Source organism: Arenibacter catalasegens, from assembly GCF_002909235.1.
GTDB lineage: Bacteria > Bacteroidota > Bacteroidia > Flavobacteriales > Flavobacteriaceae > Arenibacter > Arenibacter catalasegens.
In genome coordinates this window covers 149,215-174,204 of record NZ_PHQQ01000006.1, presented here as the reverse complement: position 1 = coordinate 174,204, position 24,990 = coordinate 149,215, and the positions used below count along the sequence as shown (strand labels likewise).

Annotated in this window: 19 protein-coding genes; 10 read left to right on the top strand and 9 right to left on the bottom strand. The window is 38.3% G+C overall.

Annotated elements, in window-relative coordinates:
- Positions 1-12: 12 nt before the first annotated feature.
- Positions 13-3,261 carry a SusC/RagA family TonB-linked outer membrane protein gene (locus tag CWD90_RS07160; protein ID WP_239986480.1) on the bottom strand — a complete coding sequence of 1,083 codons (3,249 nt, stop codon included), beginning with the start codon at positions 3,259-3,261 and terminating at the stop codon, positions 13-15.
- 571 nt (positions 3,262-3,832) lie between these two features.
- On the opposite strand from CWD90_RS07160, the gene CWD90_RS07155 reads away from it, so the two are divergent.
- The 6 genes from CWD90_RS07155 (at position 3,833) to CWD90_RS07130 (ending at position 9,204) form a co-directional block, all read left to right on the top strand.
- Entirely contained in the window at positions 3,833-4,204 is a 372-nt protein-coding gene (locus tag CWD90_RS07155; protein ID WP_103475256.1) for a VOC family protein, read from the top strand.
- Positions 4,205-4,290: 86 nt separating this feature from the next.
- Complete coding sequence (locus CWD90_RS07150; RefSeq protein WP_103475255.1) at positions 4,291-4,794, top strand: DoxX family protein; 504 nt, start codon at positions 4,291-4,293, stop codon at positions 4,792-4,794.
- Between the two features lie 47 nt (positions 4,795-4,841).
- Positions 4,842-5,966: a serine hydrolase domain-containing protein gene (locus CWD90_RS07145; RefSeq protein ID WP_103475254.1), complete on the top strand. Its 1,125-nt coding sequence runs from the start codon at positions 4,842-4,844 to the stop codon at positions 5,964-5,966.
- Between the two features lie 143 nt (positions 5,967-6,109).
- Positions 6,110-7,558, top strand: a complete 1,449-nt coding sequence (locus CWD90_RS07140) for a sulfatase family protein (protein ID WP_103475253.1) — start codon at positions 6,110-6,112, stop codon at positions 7,556-7,558.
- Positions 7,559-7,719: 161 nt separating this feature from the next.
- Positions 7,720-8,016: a putative quinol monooxygenase gene (locus tag CWD90_RS07135; RefSeq protein WP_103475252.1), complete on the top strand. Its 297-nt coding sequence runs from the start codon at positions 7,720-7,722 to the stop codon at positions 8,014-8,016.
- Positions 8,017-8,097: 81 nt separating this feature from the next.
- Positions 8,098-9,204: a Gfo/Idh/MocA family protein gene (locus tag CWD90_RS07130; protein WP_103475251.1), complete on the top strand. Its 1,107-nt coding sequence runs from the start codon at positions 8,098-8,100 to the stop codon at positions 9,202-9,204.
- 17 nt (positions 9,205-9,221) lie between these two features.
- On the opposite strand, the gene CWD90_RS07125 is transcribed toward CWD90_RS07130, so the two are convergent.
- The 8 genes from CWD90_RS07125 to CWD90_RS07090 form a co-directional block, all read right to left on the bottom strand.
- A complete protein-coding gene (locus CWD90_RS07125) occupies positions 9,222-9,743 on the bottom strand; it encodes a hypothetical protein (RefSeq protein WP_103475250.1) in 522 nt (173 codons plus the stop codon).
- Between the two features lie 70 nt (positions 9,744-9,813).
- Positions 9,814-10,092 carry a F0F1 ATP synthase subunit epsilon gene (locus tag CWD90_RS07120; protein ID WP_103475249.1) on the bottom strand — a complete coding sequence of 93 codons (279 nt, stop codon included), beginning with the start codon at positions 10,090-10,092 and terminating at the stop codon, positions 9,814-9,816.
- Between the two features lie 74 nt (positions 10,093-10,166).
- Positions 10,167-11,675 carry a F0F1 ATP synthase subunit beta gene (gene atpD, locus CWD90_RS07115; protein ID WP_103475248.1) on the bottom strand — a complete coding sequence of 503 codons (1,509 nt, stop codon included), beginning with the start codon at positions 11,673-11,675 and terminating at the stop codon, positions 10,167-10,169.
- 335 nt (positions 11,676-12,010) lie between these two features.
- On the bottom strand, positions 12,011-13,738 hold the full coding sequence (locus CWD90_RS07110) for an SGNH/GDSL hydrolase family protein (RefSeq protein WP_103475247.1): 1,728 nt from the start codon (positions 13,736-13,738) through the stop codon (positions 12,011-12,013).
- A 24-nt stretch (positions 13,739-13,762) separates the two neighbouring features.
- Positions 13,763-16,522 carry a TonB-dependent receptor gene (locus tag CWD90_RS07105; RefSeq protein WP_103475295.1) on the bottom strand — a complete coding sequence of 920 codons (2,760 nt, stop codon included), beginning with the start codon at positions 16,520-16,522 and terminating at the stop codon, positions 13,763-13,765.
- Positions 16,523-16,768: 246 nt separating this feature from the next.
- A complete protein-coding gene (gene glmS / locus CWD90_RS07100; RefSeq protein WP_103475246.1) occupies positions 16,769-18,616 on the bottom strand; it encodes a glutamine--fructose-6-phosphate transaminase (isomerizing) in 1,848 nt (615 codons plus the stop codon).
- Between the two features lie 127 nt (positions 18,617-18,743).
- Positions 18,744-20,579, bottom strand: coding sequence for a DUF4270 domain-containing protein (locus CWD90_RS07095; RefSeq protein ID WP_103475245.1), 1,836 nt, complete (start codon positions 20,577-20,579; stop codon positions 18,744-18,746).
- 5 nt (positions 20,580-20,584) lie between these two features.
- Positions 20,585-21,394 carry a glycogen/starch synthase gene (locus CWD90_RS07090; protein WP_103475244.1) on the bottom strand — a complete coding sequence of 270 codons (810 nt, stop codon included), beginning with the start codon at positions 21,392-21,394 and terminating at the stop codon, positions 20,585-20,587.
- A 103-nt stretch (positions 21,395-21,497) separates the two neighbouring features.
- Between CWD90_RS07090 and panC the strand changes: the two genes are divergently transcribed.
- The 4 genes from panC (at position 21,498) to CWD90_RS07070 (ending at position 24,903) form a co-directional block, all read left to right on the top strand.
- Positions 21,498-22,340 (top strand): pantoate--beta-alanine ligase, encoded by an 843-nt coding sequence (panC, locus tag CWD90_RS07085; RefSeq protein ID WP_103475243.1) that lies wholly within the window; start codon positions 21,498-21,500, stop codon positions 22,338-22,340.
- A gap of 76 nt (positions 22,341-22,416) precedes the next feature.
- Positions 22,417-22,767, top strand: a complete 351-nt coding sequence (gene panD / locus CWD90_RS07080) for an aspartate 1-decarboxylase (protein WP_072860413.1) — start codon at positions 22,417-22,419, stop codon at positions 22,765-22,767.
- A gap of 2 nt (positions 22,768-22,769) precedes the next feature.
- On the top strand, positions 22,770-23,735 hold the full coding sequence (locus CWD90_RS07075; RefSeq protein WP_103475242.1) for a lysylphosphatidylglycerol synthase transmembrane domain-containing protein: 966 nt from the start codon (positions 22,770-22,772) through the stop codon (positions 23,733-23,735).
- 25 nt (positions 23,736-23,760) lie between these two features.
- Positions 23,761-24,903 (top strand): alpha/beta hydrolase, encoded by a 1,143-nt coding sequence (locus CWD90_RS07070; protein ID WP_103475241.1) that lies wholly within the window; start codon positions 23,761-23,763, stop codon positions 24,901-24,903.
- Positions 24,904-24,990 lie beyond the last annotated feature (87 nt).

Genomic DNA, 24,990 nt, shown 5'->3' with positions numbered 1-24,990 from the left:
TCAGTATTTTTTTTAAAAAGTTATTTGCAATCCAGTCATTATTGTTCTCAACATGGGGTATGCACCACCATTATTGACCGCTCCACCACTGGCATCTCTAGTACTACCTACATTTACACCACCTTGGGTCACCTCTGGATCAAAAGGAAAGTCTGTAATCGTAATCAAGTTGGTACCTGATACAGAAATACGTAAACTTTTTACTCCAATTTGACTTATAAGGTCTTTATCCAAACTATAACCTAACTCCAAGGTTTTTAACCTGAAGAAATCCCTAGTTATAAGAAAGGCATCCGTTTGACCAGAATACCATTGATCTCCACGATCCGCCAATCTTGGGCCATAAGCATTAGGATTGTCAATAGACCAAGCACGATCACGAACATCTCGTTGCACGTTGGCAAGGGTACCCGACATAAAACTCCATTCGTAGGTATTATAACCTCCTGCCGAACCTGTCCAATACATATTAAAGTCCAAGTTTTTATAATTTATGGCAGTATTCCATCCAAATTGGGTATCTGCAAAAGCACTTCCCCCTACCCTAGTTCTGTCCTCGGGACCAATTTTCCCGTCACCACTTATATCCAATACTCTGGCATCTCCCGGTTTAAGGGCGGGTGTTACCCCACTATAATCCAAGGATTCAGAATCAATTTCACCTTGGGAACGAAAAACTCCGTCGAATTTATAACGAAGTGGCCTTCCAATCTCCCCACCAGTTTCACGTTGCCAAGGGCGGTCCGCCAAATCCGGTTCATCAAAGAAAATCAATTTGTTATCAGAATCACTGAAGTTAAACGTCATGCTATAATCGAAACCAGAATCATTCCCGCCTCTTAGGCCCATGGTAATTTCATAACCAGTATTTTCAAACTCCCCAATATTTATTGCCGGTGCAGCAATACCGCTATATTCTGGCAACGTTTTCAAAGGAGTTGTCAAAATGTCCGTTCTTGAGTTTTTATAGATATCGAAACCAATCGTTAACTTATTGTTCAACGTTCTTAAATCGAAACCTGCGTTTCTTGATGTGGCGGTTTCCCAAGAAATATTCGGGTTCGCTACTTTGCTCTCATACGCCGTTGTATATACAGGCCCTAAACCTGTAGCTGACAACTCGTATGATGCAATATACTGAAAAGGTTCCACATTATCATTACCCAACTCACCCCAAGAACCTCTGAACTTCAAGAAATTAATAAATGGCAAGCCCTCTTTAAAGAAGGATTCCTCCGAAACTACCCAACCTGCGGATACTCCTGGAAAAAACCCAAAACGATTGTTTTTAGGAAATAGGTAAGAACCGTCATATCTAAATAGACCCTCCAATAAATACTTATCCTTATAGGTGTAATTTAGACGGCCATAATAGTTTAAACGAGCAGTCTCATAACCACTACCAAAGCTATTTTGCCCTTCATTACCACCTAGGTCCAATTGTGCAAGATCACTGGAAAGGAAAAACCTTCTAAATGCACCAAAGAAACTTTGTTCTGACTCCTCACGGGTAACCCCTCCAAGCAATTTGAAGTAATGATTCCCAAATTCTTTTTCATAGGAAGCATTTAAAGAAGCAGTAAAATCCGTTAATGTGGTATGCTGTTGATTCAAACTAGGGTCACCAGGACCACGTTGGGCAGCTGTAAGACCAGAAGAATTTCTATTAACCCCATCCCATGTATATAACTTCCATGGTCTTTGCCATTGCTTATAATCAAAATTCATTTTGTCATAAGAAATAGTAGTCATCAATTGCAGACCTTCTACTCCTGGAACCTTAAAAGTAAGCCCTATATTGCTCTGAACAAAATTAGTACTTCTGTTCGTGTAACCAGGTAGATCAGTGACCCTAATGGCCGGGTTGTTTCCGTTTTCAATATCTGGTCCAAATTCACCAGTAGGCCAGTATGCCGGGAACCAAGGATATTGCCTTACCAAATCATTAAACACACCACTGGGTGAATTGGTAGACGTATAATTCTCTTCTTGTCGAGAATACAGCCCCACATTCATACTTAAATAATCATTGATAGTTGCATCAAGATTAAGTCTAAGGTCGTATTGGGTGTATCCTTTAGGTGCATTCTTAAAGTTTACATCTTGCCTCAAGTGGCCCAAAGATGCAAGATATCTAACATGCTCCGTACCTCCTGAAACTTGTAAATTTTGGCGCTGAATAGGAGCCCCCCTAGTGGTTACTTCCTTCATCCAATCCGTATCCGGATATAACCATGGGTCATTACCCGCAGCAGTATTTTGGATTCTATCCGTGGGATAGGTTGGATTTAAAACCTCTCCATTTGGACGGGTAAAAGGCGTTCCCCTAACTGCGTTGGCATTTGCCCACTCAGCTGTAGGAAGCTTATATACATTTAGAAGGTTTACTAAATCCATATATTCCGCACCTTTCAACATATCCGGTGTTGTAGTGAAGTTTTGTAAACCGTAATTACTTGTAATCTTTACTTCTGGCGCACCTACCTTACCACGCTTGGTAGTTACCAGGATAACGCCGTTCGCAGCCCTAGCTCCATAAATGGCCGCAGAAGCATCCTTAAGAACCGAAATACTTTCAATATCCGCAGGATTAATCCTCGTAATACCCCCGGCTCTATCAGGGATACCATCAATCACCACCAAGGCGGAAGAGTTATTAAAGGTATTGGTACCACGTACCCTTATTCCGGTATTTTCTGCACCGGGAGCCGCATTACCAGTATCTATATACAACCCGGCAACCTTACCGGCCAGTGCCGTCCCCAAGTTGGGTGAAGAAGATTTTTCAAGTGCATCTCCGTCTACCGTAGCTACAGATCCAGTTAAAGTGGCCTTTTTCTGCACACCATAACCCACTACAACCACTTCTTCCAGCTGACTGGCATCTTCTTCCAAGGTAATACTTACCGTGGATTGACCATTCACAGGCACTTCCTGCGTTTTATAACCAATGTAGCTAAATAACAGTACTGCATTGTTGGCTACACCAGATAAGGTATAGTTACCGTCAAAATCGGTTTGGGTACCATTAGTGGTCCCTTTGACTACAATACTAGCTCCAGGCAATGGTCCGTTAGCGTCGGATACCACTCCAGAAATGGTTTGTTGAACCGATACAGAATTAATCGCTTCGGTTTTAAGATTTGCAAATGCCTGTACACTGCACAATGCCATGGCAAACATCAAAACCGAAAGCTTCATTGTGAGCTTCCTTCTTTGAATGATTTCTGTTTGGACAGAAAACCAAGTTTTTTTCTCCATAATGTCAAATGTTAAGTTAGTTAGTTAATATAAGCGGCACTTTACAGTACATCAACATAGTTACTTTTAGAATTTGGCATGTAGAACTTCTAAACAATCTTTTTAATGATTCCCTAAATCAGAGTAATATTTCAAAAATGTTTGTGGAAATTTTTCTATTCCAAATCGAATAATAAAATTAAAATCCTCCTAGTCCAACTTTAATTCTATTTCAACATATCAATAACCGTAAGAATAACACTTACATTGCAAATATATAAAATTTACTAAAGTTTTGTTAATATAAGTGAAAATATTGTTAAAAAAACTTGTTAACTGTTGAAAATTTAACTCTTAAATTCTCAAGTTCACACTGGGCCCCCAAGTTAAAACAGCACATTTCTAAGGATAGTAATGAACTTGGGCAGACTAGCTCAAAATCTCCTCGATTAACAATTGTTCCCTTCGAAATCGTCCTACGAGAAATCCCTAAAAATAACTATCTTAGTATAGTCGGCAATTTCCTACCACCTTCCCCCGGACACATCTTAAACGAATTGTTGTATAGTTTAAATAGCCAATAAAAACAATTATGAAACTAGGGGCCTTTTCTATTAGTTTAGCCATGAAGGATTTAAACGTTTCCAAAGAATTTTACGAGAAACTGGGATTCTCCTTATTTGCGGGAGACCTAAAAATGAATTATCTGATCATGAAAAATGGCAACGCCCTCGTTGGATTGTTCCAAGATATGTTTCTTAAGAACATTCTTGCCTTTAATCCGGGTTGGGACGAGAATGCCACTGCCCTCAACTCCTTTGATGATGTTAGAAAGATTCAAACCCATTTAAAAAACAATAACCTAAAGTTGGAACAAGAAGCTGACGAAAAAACGACAGGACCTGCAAGCATTATGCTCACCGATCCCGATGGCAACCAAATTCTAATTGACCAACATGTTTAATTTGAAAATTTGGCCATTTATAAATGTTCCTTTTTTTAATCTACAGTTTTTAGATTCAATATTTAAACCAACATAAACCAAGTGAGATGAAACCTCTGATCGTACTCCTAGTTTCGTTTTTAATAGCACTGTTCGTACTTTATCTGCGCTCAAAAAAAATACAATGGCCATTGGCCGGACGAATTGCCATGGCCGTTATGTTATTGTTTACTTCCTTGGGGCATTTTATGTATACCGAAGGCATGATTGCCATGATGCCAGATTTTATCCCCATGAAAAAAGAAATGGTATATGCCACCGGAGTCATAGAAATACTATTTGCGATCGGATTGCTTATTCCAAAACTAAAAGTCCGTACGGCATGGTTGCTCCTCATATTTTTTATCCTCATTCTTCCAGGCAATATTAAAGCAGCCATGGAAAACATCAACTATCAGACCGGGGAACAAAACGGCAATAGCCTGAGCTATTTGTGGTTTAGAGTACCCTTGCAAGTATTTTTTATAGTGTGGGTCTATCTTACGGTTATAAGAACAAGTAAAACAGCTGCGGGCCGAAGTACCATCAGCAATAAAAACCAAAAATTATAGACCATGACCGTTCAGATCATTGGCCACTATGATAATCCATATAAATAATGATAAAGTATCTTACGCTCATATTGCTATTTATTATATCCTATGGATGTAGCCACGAAAAAGTTGCAGTAAATGGCCAAAAAGATTTCAATCAAAGCATATCGGACATTCAATCCAAAAACATTTTTGCAGAGTCCAAAGACTTCCCAAACAATACCCAACTGTCCTTTGCCATCATAAAGGACGGGACTACTAAATTCTATGGTGTAAAGCGTGAGAACGATACCATTTTCACTGTTGATAATCATGATGGGGTTTTTGAAATTGGCTCTATTTCCAAAGTATTTACAGCGACCTTATTGGCGGATTTGGTAGTGAACAATCAACTTGGCCTGGATGATAATATCAACGATTATTTGGAATGGCCTCTTAAATGTGATGTGAAAATAACATTTAAACAGTTGTCCAATCATACCTCTGGCCTACCAAGACTGCCCACCAACCTGCTTCCAGATTCCGTAGATCACGAGAACCCATATAAAGATTATGACGAGAATAAATTGAAACAGTATTTAACCCAAGATCTTCAATTGAACCAAAATCCAGGAGAAAAATCGGAATATTCAAATCTGGGCGTTGGATTGTTGGGTTTTATTTTGAGTGAAATAGATGCTACCTCTTATGAAAGCCTACTCCAGACCAAAATATGTACGAAGTACGATATGGCCAGTACTACAACAGACAGAAGCCGTATTATGCAAAAATTGGTTAGCGGGCTAGATGCCGATGGCAACCAAACTTCCAACTGGGATTTAAATGTACTGATGGGGGCTGGTGGAATTTTGTCTTCTGTAGCGGACCTGTCCCAATTTGCGCAAGCACAATTCATTGATTCCAACCCAGTATTGGCATTGACCAGAAAACCTACCTTTAACCTGCAAGCCAACAAAGCGGACATGGGATTGGGCTGGGCCATTATTAGAAACCAGCACGGGATAAGGTTTATGCATAGCGGTGGAACTGGGGGCTATAGATCCAATATAGTACTTGATATCGCAAACAAAAATGGAGTAATTATTCTCTCCAATATTTCAGCAGGGCACAAAAATAGTATGAATATAGATAACCTTGGCACCCGCTTAATGGAAACACTTAAAAAATCGGACTCAATTGTCCAACAGTAGTGTATAATGGCTTTACATTAACCCTAAAACCTGACACCTTTTAAACCATTTAATACTTTTTATATATTTTTAACAACCCTATGCACAAAAATAGACCTCTTGAATCCCTTCTTTTAGGTTGAGTTTAAATCATACTTCTAAATATGAAACAATTATTTGTTCTAGTCACTTTATATCTGTCTTTCAACTCCACGGTTCATTCCCAAAATGAAAAATTGAATATCATTGTTTTTATTGCCGATGATGTTAGCTGGGACGATTTAGGCTGCTACGGGAATACACAGGTTAAAACTCCGAATATTGACCAACTTGCAAAAGACGGATTAAAATTTGATAATTTTTATTTAACGGCAAGCTCATGTAGTCCCAGCAGAAATTCCATAATAACGGGTAGATACCCCCATAATACCGGAGCAGCCGAATTACATACCACACCCCCCTTGGACATGATGTCCTTTCCCGAATTATTAAGAAATAACAACTACTATTCCGTCCTAGCAGGAAAATTTCATATGGGTCCTTATGCGAAACGTGGATTTGATAAGATGTACGAGGGGCACAAGGACAATGGTGATGGGGGTGAAGAAAGCTGGGTAATTTCCCTAAAGGAAAGGCCAAAAAATAAATCATTTTTTATGTGGTTCGCCTCATATGACGCCCACAGGGAATGGGGACCCAATAAATTTTCTGGAACACACCGGCCCGACGAAATGGAACCTCCATTCTATTTGTCCAATGGCACTGGCACCAAATCCGATTTGGCCAAATATTATGACGAAATTAAAAGATTCGACTTCTATATAGGAGAGGTGGTCACGGAATTAAAAGCACAAAAAGAGCTGGACAATACCCTGATAATTATTATGTCGGACAATGGACGACCCTTCCCCCACAGTAAAACAAGGGTTAATGACCGGGGCATGAAAACTCCATTTGTCATGCATTGGCCGAAAGGAATAAAAAATAAAGGTCTTAGTAGCCATAGTCTGGTAAGTGCCGTGGATATTGCGCCAACCCTATTGACCATAGCAGGAATAGACTATCCTGATCAATTTCAAGGAATTAGCTTCGATCTACTTTTAATAGAACCTGAACATACATTTCGCAACTATATATATGCCGAACACAATTGGCACGATTATGAAGCACACGAACGCATGGTAAGGAATAAAGATTATATGTACATTTTAAATTCTAGACCCATGAAGCCACAAAACGGTCCTTTAGATGCCGTTGGCAGTCCTTCATTTAGGGAATTGGAAGGATTAAGGGATAAAGGGGAGCTTTCAGCAATCCAAGCCGATGTGTTTATGGTACCCAGGCCACATGAAGAGCTTTATGATTACAAGAGAGACCCCCTACAATTGCTTAATGTGGCATCATTACCAGAATATAAGGAAACCCTTAGTGCTTTGAGAAAAACATTGACGGAATGGATGGTGGATACAGGTGATAACATCCCTGAAAACCTCACGAAAGATTGGTATCTTAAAGAAGCCGGTTTAATAAAAACTGAGTTTCACAACATAAGGGGAGAAATGCCAGGTAAAAAGTTGAACGCCACTAGGAATAACGCAAAAGGGAAATTTTAACCATGGGCCTATTCGATAAAAATTGCTTGGAATAAGCAATAACACCATAACACTTAAATTTCCATTTAAATAATTCTAAAGGGCAGTAGAATCAACCATGAATTCACCATCCTACGACCAGCTGAAGTTTGTATATTTAAAGCATAAAACTTAAAATAAAAATGAGCAACAAGCAATTGACCATCACCGCCAGTATTTTGGCCAAACCAGATAAAAGGGAATTTGTAAAACAAGCCCTATTAAAACTAATACCACCGACGCTAAAAGAAGATGGCTGCCTAAACTACGATCTGCACCAGGACAATGAAAATCCCGATCGTTTTTTCTTTTATGAAAATTGGACTAGTTACGATCATTGGCAAAAACATAACAACAGTACACATATAGCAGCCCACAAAAAGGCTACCGAAGGGGCCGTAGTAGAGGTGGTTATCGGTCAATTATCCTCTGTCAGTTAAACATTTCATATTTAAAAATGTAGTATCTTTCAAAGACCACGGTAAACAATATTACCGTGGTCTGTATGTAAACATATAACCATGAAAAACTACTTAATACTAACCCTTTGTGTTATTTTGTTGACGCTCACGAGCACCTTCGCACAGGAAAAACCAATAAAATTGGGTGTTGTAGGCCTTACCCATGGGCATGTAGGCTGGATCTTAAGTAGGGAAGCCAAGGGAGATATTGTTATGGTAGGAATAGTGGAAACCAATCGTGATCTGGCACAACGCCTATCCGACGAGCACGGTTTTCCTATGGCAATGGTATTCAATACCATGGACGAAATGATTGCTGCCGTTGAGCCTGAAGCAGTGGCAGGCTTTGGCAATATATACGATCACCTGGCCATTGTAGAAACTTGTGCCCCTAAAGGCATCCATGTTATGGTAGAAAAACCCTTGGCGGTAAGCTTGGAGCACGCCAAAAAAATGGAGGCGCTGGCCAAAAAACATAAAATTCATTTGCTCACCAATTATGAAACCTCCTGGTACCCTACCAATGTAAAAGCCTATGAACTACTCCATGAAGGTGCTATTGGCGATCTTAGGAAGGTGATTGTACGCGATGGACATAAAGGACCTAAAAAAATTGGAGTAAGCGCAGAATTTTTGGAATTCCTAACGGACCCCAAACTAAATGGCGGTGGAGCCATAATGGACTTTGGATGTTACGGGGCCAACCTTATGACCTGGTTGCAACAAGGCAAAAGACCGAATTCGGTGACCGCTGTCACCCAGCAGTTACAGCCCGAAAACAACCTTAAAGTTGATGATGATGCCACCATAATACTTACCTATGACACTGCCATGGCCATTTTGGAACCCTCATGGAATTGGCCCATTGGCCGTAAGGATATGGAAATCTATGGCGTAAAAGGAGCCATTTATGCCGAAAATAAACATGACTTGAAGGTAAGAATTTCTGAAGGCTATGGTGGTTTTGAGGAAGAAGCCTTTAAGCTAGGTGAAAGAGATGCGCCCTATGACGAACCCTTCGCCTTGTTCGCCTCTATTATCAAAGGAGAAACTACCCTTGGTTCTTACGACCCCTATTCCTTGGAAAACAATATGATTACCATGGAAATCCTGGAAGCTGCCGTTCAAAGTTCTAAAATAGAACGTACTGTGAAGCTAAAAAAATAATTATTGAATAAAGAATACTAAAGATTTACCCACTTAAAATCATTGGGCACCGTAGCATCCAATAAATCCACTTTTAAAGCCTTGGCGGTGCTCTCGCCCATAGCAAAGGTCGTTGCCAACTCCCCAGTTTCATAAATGGTAAAATTTCTATTCCCCTTCATCCACAAATTTACCTCATAGGTATAGGAACCATTTGCTTTTAATTGTCTAAAAACCGATACGTATTCTATTTTGGGAAGTTCTTTCCACCTACCTAGGCCCACTGGGCCCACCTTATATTCTTCCTTATATTTTTGATTTTCCAAATCGAAGAAAACACTTTTTACACTTGAAAATAAAATTCCCTGGGCTGCACAGGCAATGGCAATATAGAATACCCCAAAATTCCACCTGTTATCCATTCCGTCCTCAGGAAATATTTCATAACCAAAAAAGAACATGACCATCAGAATAATGGTTAAAGTAAAGCAGCCTGCAGCCACCATGGTCTGCCACATGGGCCTAACTCCTTCTGAAATAATAATTTTCTTCTTACACATCTACTATAAAACGACAAAAGCCATACGTTCTGTATGGCTTTTGTTTATTTGTGAAAGGCTTTAAACTTTGTTAATCTGCCAATACAATAACTTTATTTTTCTTCATTTCAACAGTACCACTACTAATTTCAAGGATAGTATCGCCATTGGGAGCTTTGGAAAATTTATTTCCATAAGCTTCGTCCAGCACTATATTTCCTTTAAACCTTACCTTTCCTTCTTGTAATAGGGAAACAATAGGGGCGTGATTGTCCAACATTTGAAATTCACCATCAATTCCAGGAACTGTTACTGCGGTAACTTCTCCGGCAAATAAAGTAGCCTCTGGTGATACAATTTCTAGATACATATTTTTCAAGTATTCGGTTTTCAATATTCAATTAAGTTGTTCTTACCAACTAAAACTGTCCACTGTTTACTGGTTTAGGCTTCGGCAAGCATTTTCTCTCCTGCTTCAATAGCTTCTTCAATGGTGCCTTTAAGGTTAAAGGCTGATTCTGGAAGGTGATCTAACTCCCCATCCATAATCATATTAAATCCTTTAATAGTTTCCTTTATATCTACCAAAACTCCTGGGATACCAGTAAATTGTTCTGCTACGTGGAACGGCTGGGAAAGGAAACGTTGTACACGTCTAGCCCTACCTACTGCCAATTTATCCTCTTCAGATAATTCTTCCATACCTAAGATGGCAATAATATCTTGAAGTTCTTTATAGCGTTGCAATAACTCCTTTACATTTTGAGCACAAGCATAATGATCTTTCCCCAATATATCTGCTGTCAAAATCCTTGAAGTTGAATCCAAAGGATCCACCGCTGGGTAAATACCCAACTCCGCAATCTTACGAGACAATACGGTGGTAGCATCCAAGTGGGCAAACGTTGTTGCCGGTGCTGGATCCGTTAAATCATCCGCAGGTACGTAAACCGCCTGTACAGAAGTAATAGAACCTCTTTTGGTTGATGTAATACGTTCTTGCATAGCACCCATCTCTGTTGCCAAAGTTGGTTGGTAACCTACCGCTGATGGCATACGTCCCAATAATGCCGATACCTCAGAACCTGCCTGAGTAAAACGGAAAATGTTATCTACGAAGAAAAGAACGTCTTTTCCTTGACCTTCACCTGCACCATCACGGAAATATTCTGCAATAGTTAATCCTGACAAGGCAACACGTGCACGTGCTCCAGGAGGTTCGTTCATTTGTCCAAAAACGAATGTCGCTTTGGAATCTTTCATTACTTTTTTATCAACTTTGGATAAATCCCATCCGCCTTCTTCCATAGAATGCAAGAAATCATCTCCGTATTTTATAATACCGGACTCCAACATCTCACGAAGTAAATCGTTACCCTCACGAGTACGTTCACCTACTCCTGCGAATACTGAAAGACCACCATGTCCTTTTGCGATGTTATTGATCAATTCCTGGATAAGTACTGTTTTACCAACACCCGCTCCACCGAACAAACCAATTTTACCACCCTTTGCATAAGGCTCGATCAAATCGATTACTTTAATCCCAGTAAACAAAACTTCGGTAGAAGTAGATAAATCCTCAAATCTAGGTGCATCTCTATGGATAGGAAGTCCATCCTTTCCTGCTTTTGGCAAATCTCCAAGACCATCTATAGCATCACCAATTACATTAAATAGACGACCGTAAACCGCATCACCTATTGGCATCTGGATCGCGCTTCCTGTTGCTTCAACAGCAACACCTCTGCTTAATCCATCCGTTGAATCCATAGAAATGGTCCTTACCGTATTTTCACCTACGTGGGACTGTACTTCCAAGATTAATTTGGAACCGTCCTTGTTGATGATTTCTAAAGAATCATAAATTCTGGGAAGGTCCGCTCCGGACTGAAATTCAACATCAACTACCGGGCCGATGATTTGGGAAACTTTACCTGTAACTTTAGACATTACTTGAGTATTTATGGTTTACTGTTATCATTTAAAATAAAAACAATGCAATTGTCGCTTTGTTTTTAAGGCTGCAAAGATATGTTTTCCATTTTAAAAAGAAATTGTTTTTTTTGATTTTTATAGAAGAACTGATGTATACTTTTTCCATTTGCTAAAAAATCTTCCCATTCCACCACTTTATTACCTTTTTCTCCTTTCTTAGCTTATGCTATACAACATATAAAAGCTTTCAAATAATGCCCAATTTTCACTTAAACATAAAAAACTAAAATCAGTTCCATTAAAAAGCACCTTAAATAAGGTGCTATATATCTGTTTAAATTAACTTCATTTTATTGAAGCGTTGAAGAATAATTTGTTGGATAGGCACCTATATCCAATAAAGAACCTGATGCTTCAAAATTTGAACCATAAGTAACATCTATCGCTTTCATAAATTCATTAGCTATCAAAGCATATCCTCTAGCTGTTGGATGAACACCATCTAAAGAAAATGCCCCACCCCTAACCAATGCAGACGTTAAGATAAAATTACCACTAGTAAATCCTCCATTAGCTAATTTATTCATTAAACTATTAGCGTCTACCAAACCCAAACCTGCCTGAGTAGCACTTGCTGCGATAGTTGCATTAAACACACTTGTTGCTGTTGCTATCTCTGCTTGTTCACTTGGTAGTAAAACCCATTTATCTGCTAATGGTAAAGACACCCCTTCTACTGAAAATTGCCCAGCCAATGCTTGAGATAGTCCTTGGGACATTAAAAATGCTACTGAACTGGTGTTTACAGTACCAATAATAGATGAACTGGGCAATACAAACAAATCGCCAGCTGTAGCTTGCCTTGCTTGTCCGTAAATAAAACCAAAAAGATCAGCTACCACTGGTGCGGCTTCAACTGGCAAACCAAATGATTGCACAAACGCAGGAAACGCAGGACTTAACTTCAATACTCCAGCAATTTGAGCCGACAAATCATCTAAAGATTTATCTTTGACCACAACCGCACTTGCCTCAGTTGTTGAAAAAATAATTTGTCGATCTGTGGCGTTTGGAACTCCTTGACTCTCCAAAAAAGCAAACACCTGATTCAACTGACCAAATACCCCATTTAAAGTTGGTATTTGATTAGTATATGCTTGTAAACATTCATCATTAGGGTCTAAAGGATCAAAGGGTACCGTCGTAAAATGTGGAATACTTGTTACATCTGGAATATTTGCCACAACGCCTTGTGCGCCACCTGCCGTTACTGCTCCGATCAAGGTAGCATAAGTTTGATTGAAACCAACTCCCGGAGCTCCATCTATTGGGGTGATCGCACTAGATCCGTCTCCGCCAGAAAGGGCATAACCTAAAACATCATTAATCCCAACCCAAAGTGTAAAAAAGGTTGGTGATTGTGCAAGAACATCTCCTAAAACGCTAGCGCTAGATTCTGAAGCCATTCTTACAAAATAAGGATTTGCCAACCCTAATGGAACATTTGCCAAACTTCCATAACCTGGAGCTAATAAATGAAAACTTTTTGCACCAGGAACACCCATGTTATTAAATGGCCCTGTTGGATTATTTAATAAAAAATCTGTTGTAGAACTAGAGACCTGTGTATTGGTATCATTAGGGTCAATTCCAAGAACAACAGGCCCAGTATAGTCAGGGCATGCTGAATTGGAATCATTATAAAAATAGAGTCTTGGACCGAATAGATTTTTTCCAGTTAATGGATGTAAAACAGGACTTCCTCCTAATAAAAGTCCTCCAAAATTATCATTCATTAATGGTTGGGAAAAATTACCGCCACCAACTAATGAAAATTTTTGTGACAATAGATTAGGAAAAGAATTTTGCTGTGATGCAATAAATAATGCATTATCAGTGAAACCAGCAGTAAATGAATTTCCTATAGCTACATATTTGGAAAAATTAGCAGAACCAGCAGTCAATGCAGGTTTTGCCTCCTCTTCAACAATAGGGTTCAAATCTACATCTTCAGGATCGCTACAATTCGTAAATAAAAATAGTGAAGAAGCTAAGAATATATATTTTAAATTTTTCATGTCAAATTATGATTTGATTTTCGTTTAGTTATTAATTGTCCAAGATAGGTAGTACATAGACCCAATAAAACCTGTTCCGAAGGCAGTAAAATACTCCTTTCCGGTAATGTTGGTTCCACCTAACTTAAAGGAAGATTTGATGCTAGGTACAGTGTAGCTAATTTGAGCATCAAGTGTATGGAATTCCGGCACAACACCTTCGCCAAAAGTGGCTTCCCAAAAATAATCATCACTAAATCTGTATGCTAGATTAAAGCCGAAATTTTTGAATAATTCTTCATTCCCAAAAGAGGCTTTAAACTTATGTTCTGGAGTATTAAAATTCAACATAACATCAGGATTTGCTTCTCGATCAAAATCCAACTTTGTAAAAGTATAACTACCCCCTAAATCAAAATTACCAAGTACCTTCATGTCTAAACCAATAGAAGCTCCGTAAGAGTTAACATCGGCATCCGTATTAGTGTATGCACTATAACGTTGTATATCATCGTTTCTGATAGCGTCTACAGAGAGGTTGCCATCACCGGCAACACCATAATAAGGTGCATCTACAACTTCTTGAGAAATGAAGTCTTTATAACTATTGTAATAGGCACTAAAATCAACTACTAGTTTATCTATCTTTCCTCTATACCCAACCTCAATTGAGGTAACCTGTTCGGGTTTTACCAAATCCGGATTTGCAACCTTTAAATCAGCCACGTTATCAGTAAGCTTAAAAGTCTCTACCGACTGCGCTGAATAGGCATTTTCATAAGCTGCTCTTCCTGTTTGTACTACTGATTCAGGCTGGCCCGACAATTGACCAGTTGAACTTACATCATAGGTATCAGAATAACGATTCAAATTATCAGGTGCGGAACCAACTAAAATTGCTCTACCTGCATCTAATCCAATAAATAAATCTTGTGTGGTTGGGTTTCTAAATCCAGTTTGCACGGAAGCCCTAATGTTGTGATTTCTATTAAGTGTGAACCCAGCAGAAATACGTGGCGATAAGAAGCCATCAAAAAATTCTGATTTATCATAACGTGCTGATCCTGTTAATTTTATGCTTTTCACATCAGAAAGTTCAATCTTTTTTTGAATTTGGGTATAAATACCATATTCAGAATAATCAATTGGACCATCAGTATCCGTGTATATTGTACCGCCAGAATTTAAACTGTATTTTCTATAGGAGCCTCCAATTTGAATTTCAGCAATATCAATCAAATGACTAAAGTTATAATTACCATCAGCATGGTAATATTTAGAGGCATCTTGAAATTTAGAACCTGTTGATAGATCAGGATCATTTATACTTTTATTAAATGCAGCTTCGAATTCTGGTGTTCCTGGCAAGTAACGACCCGTATCTGCAACGGCTCTCGCCTTATCATGCTTTTGATCATCTGTTAAACCAGAAGGATTACCAGACAATTCTATTCCAGCATAAGTTGCTATATAATCTCCAAACCAGTCTTCATCAGATTTCCAAGATCTGTTAATGTTAATCCCTGTAAACACCATGTCATAAGAGTTCCCTGCTTTATCACCTACAACATATCCTCTTAAAAAGAAATTGTCATTTTTAATTTCTAGTTTATGTTGCTCTTGAAAAAAACCATTGATATTGTAACGGTTTGTTCCTTGATAAATAGTAGAACCAGTACCCACTTTACCCACGTAGGAAAGCTCTAGGCTGTTGTCTTCAATTGGACGATAGTATAAACCCCAATCTGCTTTTATACTTTCAGCGTTATAGTTGGTTAAATCACGCTCATTGTAACCCGTTCTACTTACCTCTACATCTGGAATAATTCCTACACCAGATGCAGATCTAATGTTCGTAGAAACTTCATCTCCGTATATATTAATTCCATCATAGTTATAATTAGCTCTTGTTCTAGTTGGATCGAATTTATCAACCTCACTAGTTGCGGCCCAATCTGTCCCTTTTAAATATCCAAAGTTTACTTTTCCAGCAAATTTATCGGAGAATTTATGTGCTGCACGAATACCAAAATCAGTATACGGATTTGTTCCTGCCGACTCTTGAGAGGTGACACCTCTTTTTATAGAGACACTAATTCCTTCATGATCAAAAGGGCTTTTACTGCGCATAAAAAGTATCCCGTTAAAGGCATTGGCACCATATAATGCGGAGGATGCCCCAGGAAGTAATTCAACACTTAGCACATCTGTCTCTACCATCCCTACTAAGTTTCCAATAGGAAAGTTTAAGGCCGGAGTTGAATTATCCATACCATCAACCAATTGCATAAATCGAGTATTGGCAAAAGACGCAAAACCCCTAGTGTTTACTGATTTAAAAGTTAAACTGTTAGTGTTTACATCTACACCTTTTAAATTTTCCAATCCGCCGTAAAAATCTGCCGCTGTAGTATTTTTAATATCTTGCGTTCCAAAACGTTCCACCGTAACCGGAGATTCAAAAACACGCTCCGGAGTCCTTGAAGCAGAAATTACCACCTCGTCCAAACTTGTCTGTTCCTCGTTTAAAGTAACCGAAATAGTTTGATTATTTTGTGTAATATTGGTGGTAGTACCTTCAAAACCGATACTAGTAATATTCAATGTAAATGGGGGGTTCTCAGTAGTGTTCAATACAAAATTCCCGTCAAAATCCGTTACCGTTCCAATTGCTTTGCCCGCAATTACAATATTGGTCCCAGGCACGGGAACGCTGTTTTGGTCCACCACATTTCCTTTTATAATCGTCTGTGAATAGGATAGTATTCCAAACATGAAAAAGAATAATAGAAGAATTGATCTCATAAAAAATTGAGTTAAATTAGTATTAGTTAATGGTAATATATCATCTATTTGCCAATATACACTAATTTTCAAATTAACAATACCAAAATCAAATAAATTATGCATGCATAGTATTTTTTGTTCAAAATTTAACAGTTTTTAGTAAAAAATTGACAAAAAATAGGTCCAAAAAAAATGACATCCATATATATTGATTCTTTACGAACCACTATATATGGATGTCAAATAAATTTAAACAATAAGAATTTACTCCACCGTAACCGATTTTGCCAAATTACGGGGCTGATCTACATTACAACCTCTCATTACCGCAATATGATAGGACAACAATTGCAACGGAATAGTAGTCAATAAGGGTGTTAAACTTTCCAAAGTCTCAGGAATTTCAATAACATGGTCCGCCAAATCCCTTACTTGCTCATCCCCTTCCGTTACCACAGCAATAATTTTACCTTTTCTAGATTTAATTTCCTGTATATTACTTACTACTTTTTCATAATGGCCCTTATTGGTTGCAATTACTACAACTGGCATATGCTCATCTATTAGAGCAATTGGCCCATGTTTCATTTCTGCCGCAGGATACCCCTCAGCATGTATGTAACTTATTTCCTTTAATTTTAAAGCACCTTCCAAAGCTACTGGAAAGTTATAGCCCCTTCCCAAATAAAGGCAGTTAGTAGAATTTTTATAAACCTCAGCTATTATTTCAACCAGTGGATTAGAAAGCAGCGCCTTTTCTACCTTGGCGGGAATATTCTCCAATTCGGTCAAATGCTCATGGAAGCGGGTATTATTGAAAACTCCCTTTTCCTTGGCCAATTTTAATGCCAATAGGGTTAATACTGTAATTTGTGTCGTAAATGCCTTGGTTGAAGCTACTCCAATTTCCGGACCTGCATGGGTATATGCCCCTGCATCTGTTTCCCTTGCAATGGAAGAACCCACCACATTACATACCCCAAATACAAAAGCTCCCTTTTCCTTGGCCAATTTAATAGCCGCCAAGGTATCCGCCGTTTCTCCGGATTGAGAAATGGCAATAAGCACATCCTTATCCGTAATAACCGGGTTTCTATATCTGAATTCAGAGGCATATTCCACTTCTACAGGTATCCTGGCCAGATCCTCAAAAATATACTCGGCAACCAGTCCTGCGTGCCAGGAGGTACCACAAGCTACAATTATAATACGATTGCCATTCAAAAATTTTTCCAGGTTATCATCTATACCCGCCATTTTAATAATTCCTTCCTTGGCCAAAAGGCGCCCCCGGTAGGTGTCTAAAATAGCTCTTGGTTGTTCATAGATTTCTTTAAGCATAAAGTGATCAAAACCACCCTTCTCAATCTCCTCAAGATTGAGTTTTAATTCCTGAATTGATGGGTAAGCAATAGCATCATCCTTTATTTTTCGCAATTTGATTTCCTTACCCAACCTAAGTACCGCCATTTCCTCATCCTCCAAGTAAATGGCATTGTTGGTAAATTCTATAAAAGGTGATGCATCGGAAGCTATAAAAAATTCGTTTTCCCCTACGCCTATAGCCAATGGACTGCCCAATTTGGCAACAACGATTTCATCTGGTTTTTGCTTGTCGAAAACTGCAATGGCATACGCCCCTACAACTTGGTTCAAAGCAATTTGAACGGCTTTACCAAGCTTAACTCCTTCCTTACGCTTCACTTCCTCTATAAGGTTGACCAATACTTCCGTATCTGTGTCCGAAGAAAATGTATAGCCCCTTTTAGTTAATTCCTTTTTTATGGAATCATAATTTTCTATAATTCCATTGTGGATAATTACCAAATCCCCTGAATTGGAATAATGTGGATGAGAGTTAACGTCATTGGGTATACCATGGGTAGCCCATCTGGTATGGCCGATTCCCAGTTTACCTTCCAAAGAAATAGTACTTTTGGCCTTCTTTTTTAAATCCTCTACTTTCCCTTTTGTCTTTGATAAATTTATATCATTGCCATCATATAATGCTATTCCAGCACTATCATAGCCTCTGTATTCTAAACGTTGAAGTCCTTTTATAATAATGGGATAAGCGTCCCTATGCCCAATATATCCTACAATTCCACACATAATTTAACGTTAATTGATTAGCAATTAAAAAAGGTTTTATATAACAAAGTTAACACCTTGTTATATAAAACCTTTTATCTTTTAGACAATTAACCTAAATTTACCTTGAATGGTACTTTTTTTGCCCTTAGTTGGCCTTGGTATAAAAAATCTCTAGTTTTAATTTTTTACCCAACTGATCGTTTGGCACATTATTACTTCCATAAAGTACTGTCCCAAAAGGATTAACAGAAGACATGACCGATACTTCCCCCTCTTTACTATTCGCCAACATGGCTTTTCCGGTGGCGCTAATCCTAATGTCCGATGTCAATGTCAGATTTAGCGTAGCATTGGTAGAATCCCTTACTATAAGATCATTAATATAGTTGGTAATCTTTATTTTATAACTCTGTCCTTTCCCGCTTACCTTGTTTAGTCCACCACCATAGTTGGTAATGTTACCAGCGGTAAAATCCGCTTCAGATTCTAGAAATTGATTGTATACAGGCCTATTGGTATTATCTTTATACAGATACAATTTTGAAGGTTCAATAATACTCCCTGCAGCATCCAAAGTATTGCGATCCACATAAAATACCAAATTAGCCTCATTTATGATCCAATTTTGGTTCTTGATCTGATTAATTAGTTCATACCCGTTGACGTCGTCAAAAAGTTTAATCTGGGCAAAACTACCTGCCCCTCCTTTTAGGTAAATTTTTGAAGCATTGCTGCCATTGTCCAAGGCATTTGTGATTTCGGCAGGATAGGCCTCATTTATAAAGGTATTCACGGCATTGCCTATGGTTGCCCCAGTATTGCTATCTCTCCCTATTAAATTTAGGACATATTCCCTTTCTCTTTGAACAACTGTGGCATCAGTTGAACTAGTTACAGCATCATACGTATAATTTATGGTAATATTGCCTCGGGTCAAATCCAATAACACCAAAACATCGTCTGGAACGGATAAATGAATACCTCTAAAAAACTCAACAAAGTTCGCCTGACTCAACAACTCTGAGGAACCTTCCTTATTAAGGATATTTTGTTGAAAGATTGCAGAGTTCAATTGAACTCTTATACCTGGTGCAATTCGAGTAGGAGCCTCCTCTGATTCATCCACATCTTCCGTTTCCGGGTCATCTATCTGAAAAATCAATTGTTCTACATTCGTAATTGCAACTGGGCCTTCATACATAAGGTCCGACACAAAGCTAGGAGAGAACTGTTGGGACGAATAATATTGCTGTGCTTCCTGAAAATTGGTATTGGGATCCAAATCCCTTAAGAAATAAGTAGACTTCTCCACCTTAATATTAAACGATTCCGGAATATTTCCCGCGGCATCAAAAATACTATCCAGATCATATTTAACGGGGAATCTATTCCCTGCCGTATCATCATCCAAATTATCATTTATCCCATCGCCATCAGTATCCTTGTTTAGCGGATCGGTACCTAAGGATCTTTCCTGAATATCGGTTAGGGTATCCCCATCGCTATCGCTGTTGGCATCTTCGGGATCCGCATCAAATATATCTGCAACACCGTCCAAATCGCGATCTCCCTTGGGGTTTGTTAAAAACGGAATAAACAGAATTACATCAGTTACCGTCTCATTCTCTTTGATGGTAAGAGTACTGGAATCTGTATCTGCAGCTTCTTCTACCTGGGCCGAATATCCTCCGAATATTGGGGAAGTAGCCGACAATTGCACTTGAGTAGTTATACTTGCTTCTGTTTTTCCATAAACCGGGTCATTAAAATTACCTATTTGATAAACTGGTAATTTATTGGTCCTAACGGCCTCTATTTTTTTATTGTACGCAAAAACATCATAAACCGCCTTATTGGCAGTAAATGGTTCACCACCAACCACACCACTACCAATCGTAGTAAAATCCTCCTCACAGGACCCCATGACAACAAGCAATATACCTGCAACCGCAGGTAATTTTAATCTGTTCAGTAAATTCATTTAGATTATTTTAATACTTTGGTGTTATAAAAATTCATGTAAGCCTCCTCAAATTCCTGTAAGGGAACAAAGGGCAAAACAGGTTTTTCGAGCTTGGATATGTAGTCTTCCAAATCAGCTGGAATATCTGCGGCCGCTAAAATAACAGCATCGGCATAATCCACAGCTACTTTTAACAAATTATTATAATTGGGCTCAGCCAAAGCCACTATACTATCTTCAGAAACACCGTCGAACGCAATCTTTTTGATGAGGTCTTTATCTAACGCGCCATCGAAGCCTTGTCCATAGACGGACATGACAATTTTGCTTTCAGAAAACAGAGGCTCATCGGCATATAACTTTTTCAAATAAAGGGGAAGCAAAGACGCCATCCAACCATGTACATGAATAATATCTGGGGACCAATTTAACTTCTTAACTGTCTCTACAACACCCTTGGCGAAAAAAATCGCCCTTTCATCATTGTCCGCAAAAGCGTTTCCGTCCTCATCAGTAAAAGTTGCCTTCCTTTTAAAATATTCGTCATTATCAATGAAATAAACCTGAATACGTTCTCTAGGAATGGATGCCACTTTTATTATCAACGGCATATCCATATCGTTGATTACCAGATTCATACCTGATAATCTAATAACCTCGTGCAACTGATGTCTACGCTCATTTATATTCCCAAATCTCGGCATAAAAATCCTTATTTGGCCACCATTACTGCTGACCATTCTTGGGGTTTCATAAGACATTAAGGAAACTTCGTTCTCTGGTAGATAGGGTACTAATTCTGAAGATACAAACAATATCTTTTTGCCATTCATAAAAGCAATATTTTATTTATAGTGTAAGCGAAAGTGCAAAATTACAAAAATTATGCAGATTAGCAGTAATTATAGTAAGTTTGCTGACTTTTAAGTAAAACACATGCAGTTAATTAACACTAAAAAGGAGCTTCAATCTTATCTATCGTCCTTGGCCAAATCTAAAACTATCGGTTTGGTACCAACTATGGGAGCTCTACATTTAGGACATATTTCCCTGGTTAAAAAATCAGTTAGCGAAAACGATGTCACCATTGTAAGCATTTTTGTAAACCCCACCCAATTTAATAACAAGGAGGACCTTGACAAGTACCCGGACACCTTGGAGGCAGATAAATCCCTTTTAAAAGCTGTTTCCGACGAGATTATAGTCTTTGCGCCATCTGCCCCAGAAATGTATGCTGGAGGTATTATCACCAAGACCTATGATTTTGAAGGATTGGAAAATGTTATGGAGGGCGAATTTAGAGAAGGGCATTTTGACGGCGTAGGCACTATTGTTGAAAAATTACTGCGCTTGACTACACCAACAAGCGCATATTTTGGAGAAAAGGATTTTCAACAACTGCAGATTATCAAAAAATTAGTAAAAATCACCAATTTACCCATAAAAATAATTGGTTGCCCTATAGTTAGGGAAAGCAACGGACTGGCTATGAGTTCCAGAAATGAACGATTGCCCAAGGAACTAAGGCAAGAAGCCTCCCATATCTACAAAACCCTCAAAACTGCCAAACAAAAATTTGGCACGAAAAGTGCTAATTTTGTAATGGAATGGGTTGAAAATGAATTTAAGACCTATCCAAACTTAAAACTGGAATATATTAAAATTGCCGATGTAAATCAATTGAAGCCGGTTATAAGAAAAAACAAAAATTTAAAATACAGGGCCTTTATTGCTGTTTATGCCGGAGAGGTAAGGCTTATTGATAATATTGCCCTTTAATTTTACATTCTTATTCCAAAATGCCGCCAATAATAAAATTGGAAATCTAATTGGCATAAATTATTAACTTTGTCCCATGCAAATAGAAGTAGTAAAATCTAAAATACACCGCGTAAAAGTGACGGGTGCTGACCTCAACTATATAGGCAGTATTACCATTGATGAGGATTTGATGGATGCTGCCAATATTATTAGAGGTGAGAAGGTGCAAATTGTCAACAACGACAATGGAGAAAGACTTGAGACCTATGCTATACCCGGAGCCAGAGGAAGTGGTGAGGTAACCTTGAATGGTGCTGCCGCAAGAAAAGTAGCCGTGGGCGATGTATTGATATTAATAACCTACGCCACAATGGATATTGAATTGGCCAAGAAATTCAACCCTTCCTTGGTTTTCCCCAATGAGGAAACCAATCTACTGACCTAGTTTTGAAGTCTTCCATAAAGAAAACCTTAAAAACATTTCTTCCTATATTATTGGGCGTGTTTTTAGTTTGGTATTCATACAATTCCACCTCTGAAGAGGATAGGGATGAAATAATACATTATATAAAAAATGCCGACCTATTTTGGGTCGGTATATCCATTTTTTTAGGTATCCTTACCCACCTATCCAGAGCCATAAGATGGAATTATTTATTAGAACCGCTAGGCTTTAGACCAAAATTATTCAACAATATATTGATCATTTTAACTGCCTATTTTACAAATTTGGGCATACCAAGATCAGGAGAAATACTAAGGGCCACGGCATTGGCTACTTACGAGCATGTCCCTTTTGAAAAAGGGTTTGGAACTATAGTAACGGAGAGGGTTATAGACCTGATTATGCTATTTTTGATAGTTGGTATTGCCCTGTTTTTACAAACTGAAATTATCTGGGGTTTCCTCGAGCAAAAGGGGATTAATCTTGTACTACTATCCATATTGTTGGGTTCTGCAATTTTAGGCATGGCCTTAATGATATATCTGGTAAAAAAATCCAAATCAAAATTGGCCGTAAAATTGAGATTATTTTTAAAAGGTCTTTTGGATGGTATCCTTAGTATCTTTAGAATGAAGAATAAATGGGGTTTTGTTTTTCATACCCTATTTATATGGCTCGCCTATATTGCCATGTTCTGGGTGATAAAATATACCGTTTTGGAAACCATAGATCTCAGTATTAGCCAGTTATTGGTCGCCTTTGTTGCCGGAGCCTTTGCCATGTCTGCCACCAATGGGGGAATAGGCATTTATCCCATCGCCGTAAGCAGTGCATTGGCAATTTTTGGCATAAGCAAGGTGTCTGGAGATGCTTTTGGATGGATAATGTGGATTTCACAAACTTTAATGGTAGTGGTTTTTGGCGCAATATCTTTTCTGATTTTACCGTTATGGAACAGAAACAAATAGTCTTCTATTGCCCAAATACTGTTCTATGCAACGTTTTTTTACTTTATTGGCCTTGTTTATATACTTTGGCAGCAACGCTCAAGTAACACAGGAAATATTCGAATCCTTCAAATTACAGGAACGTAGGGATGTGCAATACTACTTCCCTGAGAGCTACACAGCAGATAAAAAATATCCGTTAATCGTAGTGCTCGATGGAGAATACCTGTTTGATCAAGTGGTGGCCAATGCCAAGTTTTATAGCAATTTTCACGGTATGCCAGAAGCTATTATTGTTGGCGTAAATCAATCCAAAATTAATTTAAGGAATCAAGATTGTGGCTTTGAGCCCGATAATGGCCTACCCTCAGAAAAAGGTAAATTATTTTTTGAATTTTTAGGAATGGAACTTATTCCCTATTTGGAAACCAAATTTAGCACAGCTCCATTTAAAATGTTCGTGGGGTACGATATTACCGCCAATTTTGGAAATTTCTACCTATTTAAGGACGATTCCCTATTCAATGCCTATATAAGCATTTCACCTTATTTGGCCCCTGAAATGGAAACAAGGGTGCCATCCAGGTTATCGGTCATGAAAAAGAAAATTTTCTATCAATTGATTTTGGAGGGTGAAAGAAGTGAAAATAGCAATAGGGTATTGACACTGGATAAAAATTTAAAAGCGATGGACAGCGATAATTTGCACTATTTCTTTGATAAATACGAGAATGCAGACCAAATTTCAGTAGCCACCTACGGAATAGGGAAAGCCTTTGACAATATTTTTGGAATGTTCAAGCCAATAAGTCCCAAAGAGTACAAAGAAAAGATTCTAACTTCGGTGGGACCTGTATTCGATTATTTGGCTGACAAGCAATCTTCAATAGAAAACCTTTTTGGCTTTAGAAAAACTACAAGTCTCAACGACATTATGGCCATTTACGCAGCTTCTCGGAAAAAGGAAGATTTTGAATCCCTTAAGCCATTGTCCGATCTGTGTAAAAAAGAGTATCCAAATACTATGTTGGGGTTTTATTTTGAAGGGGAATATTATGAACAATTGGGCGAACCCAAAAAAGCGCTCAGAACCTTTGAAAAAGCTTTTGGTATGGAAGAAATAGATTTTCTCACCAAAGAGATGGCATTAGAAAAAATTGATGCCCTAAAAGCTGATTTTGGATACTAAAGAAGTGCAATTCCAATAAAACAAAAACTGAAATCCTGGGTTTTTTGAAAAGGATAAATTTGAAAATCCCTAGAGCGCAAATAATCA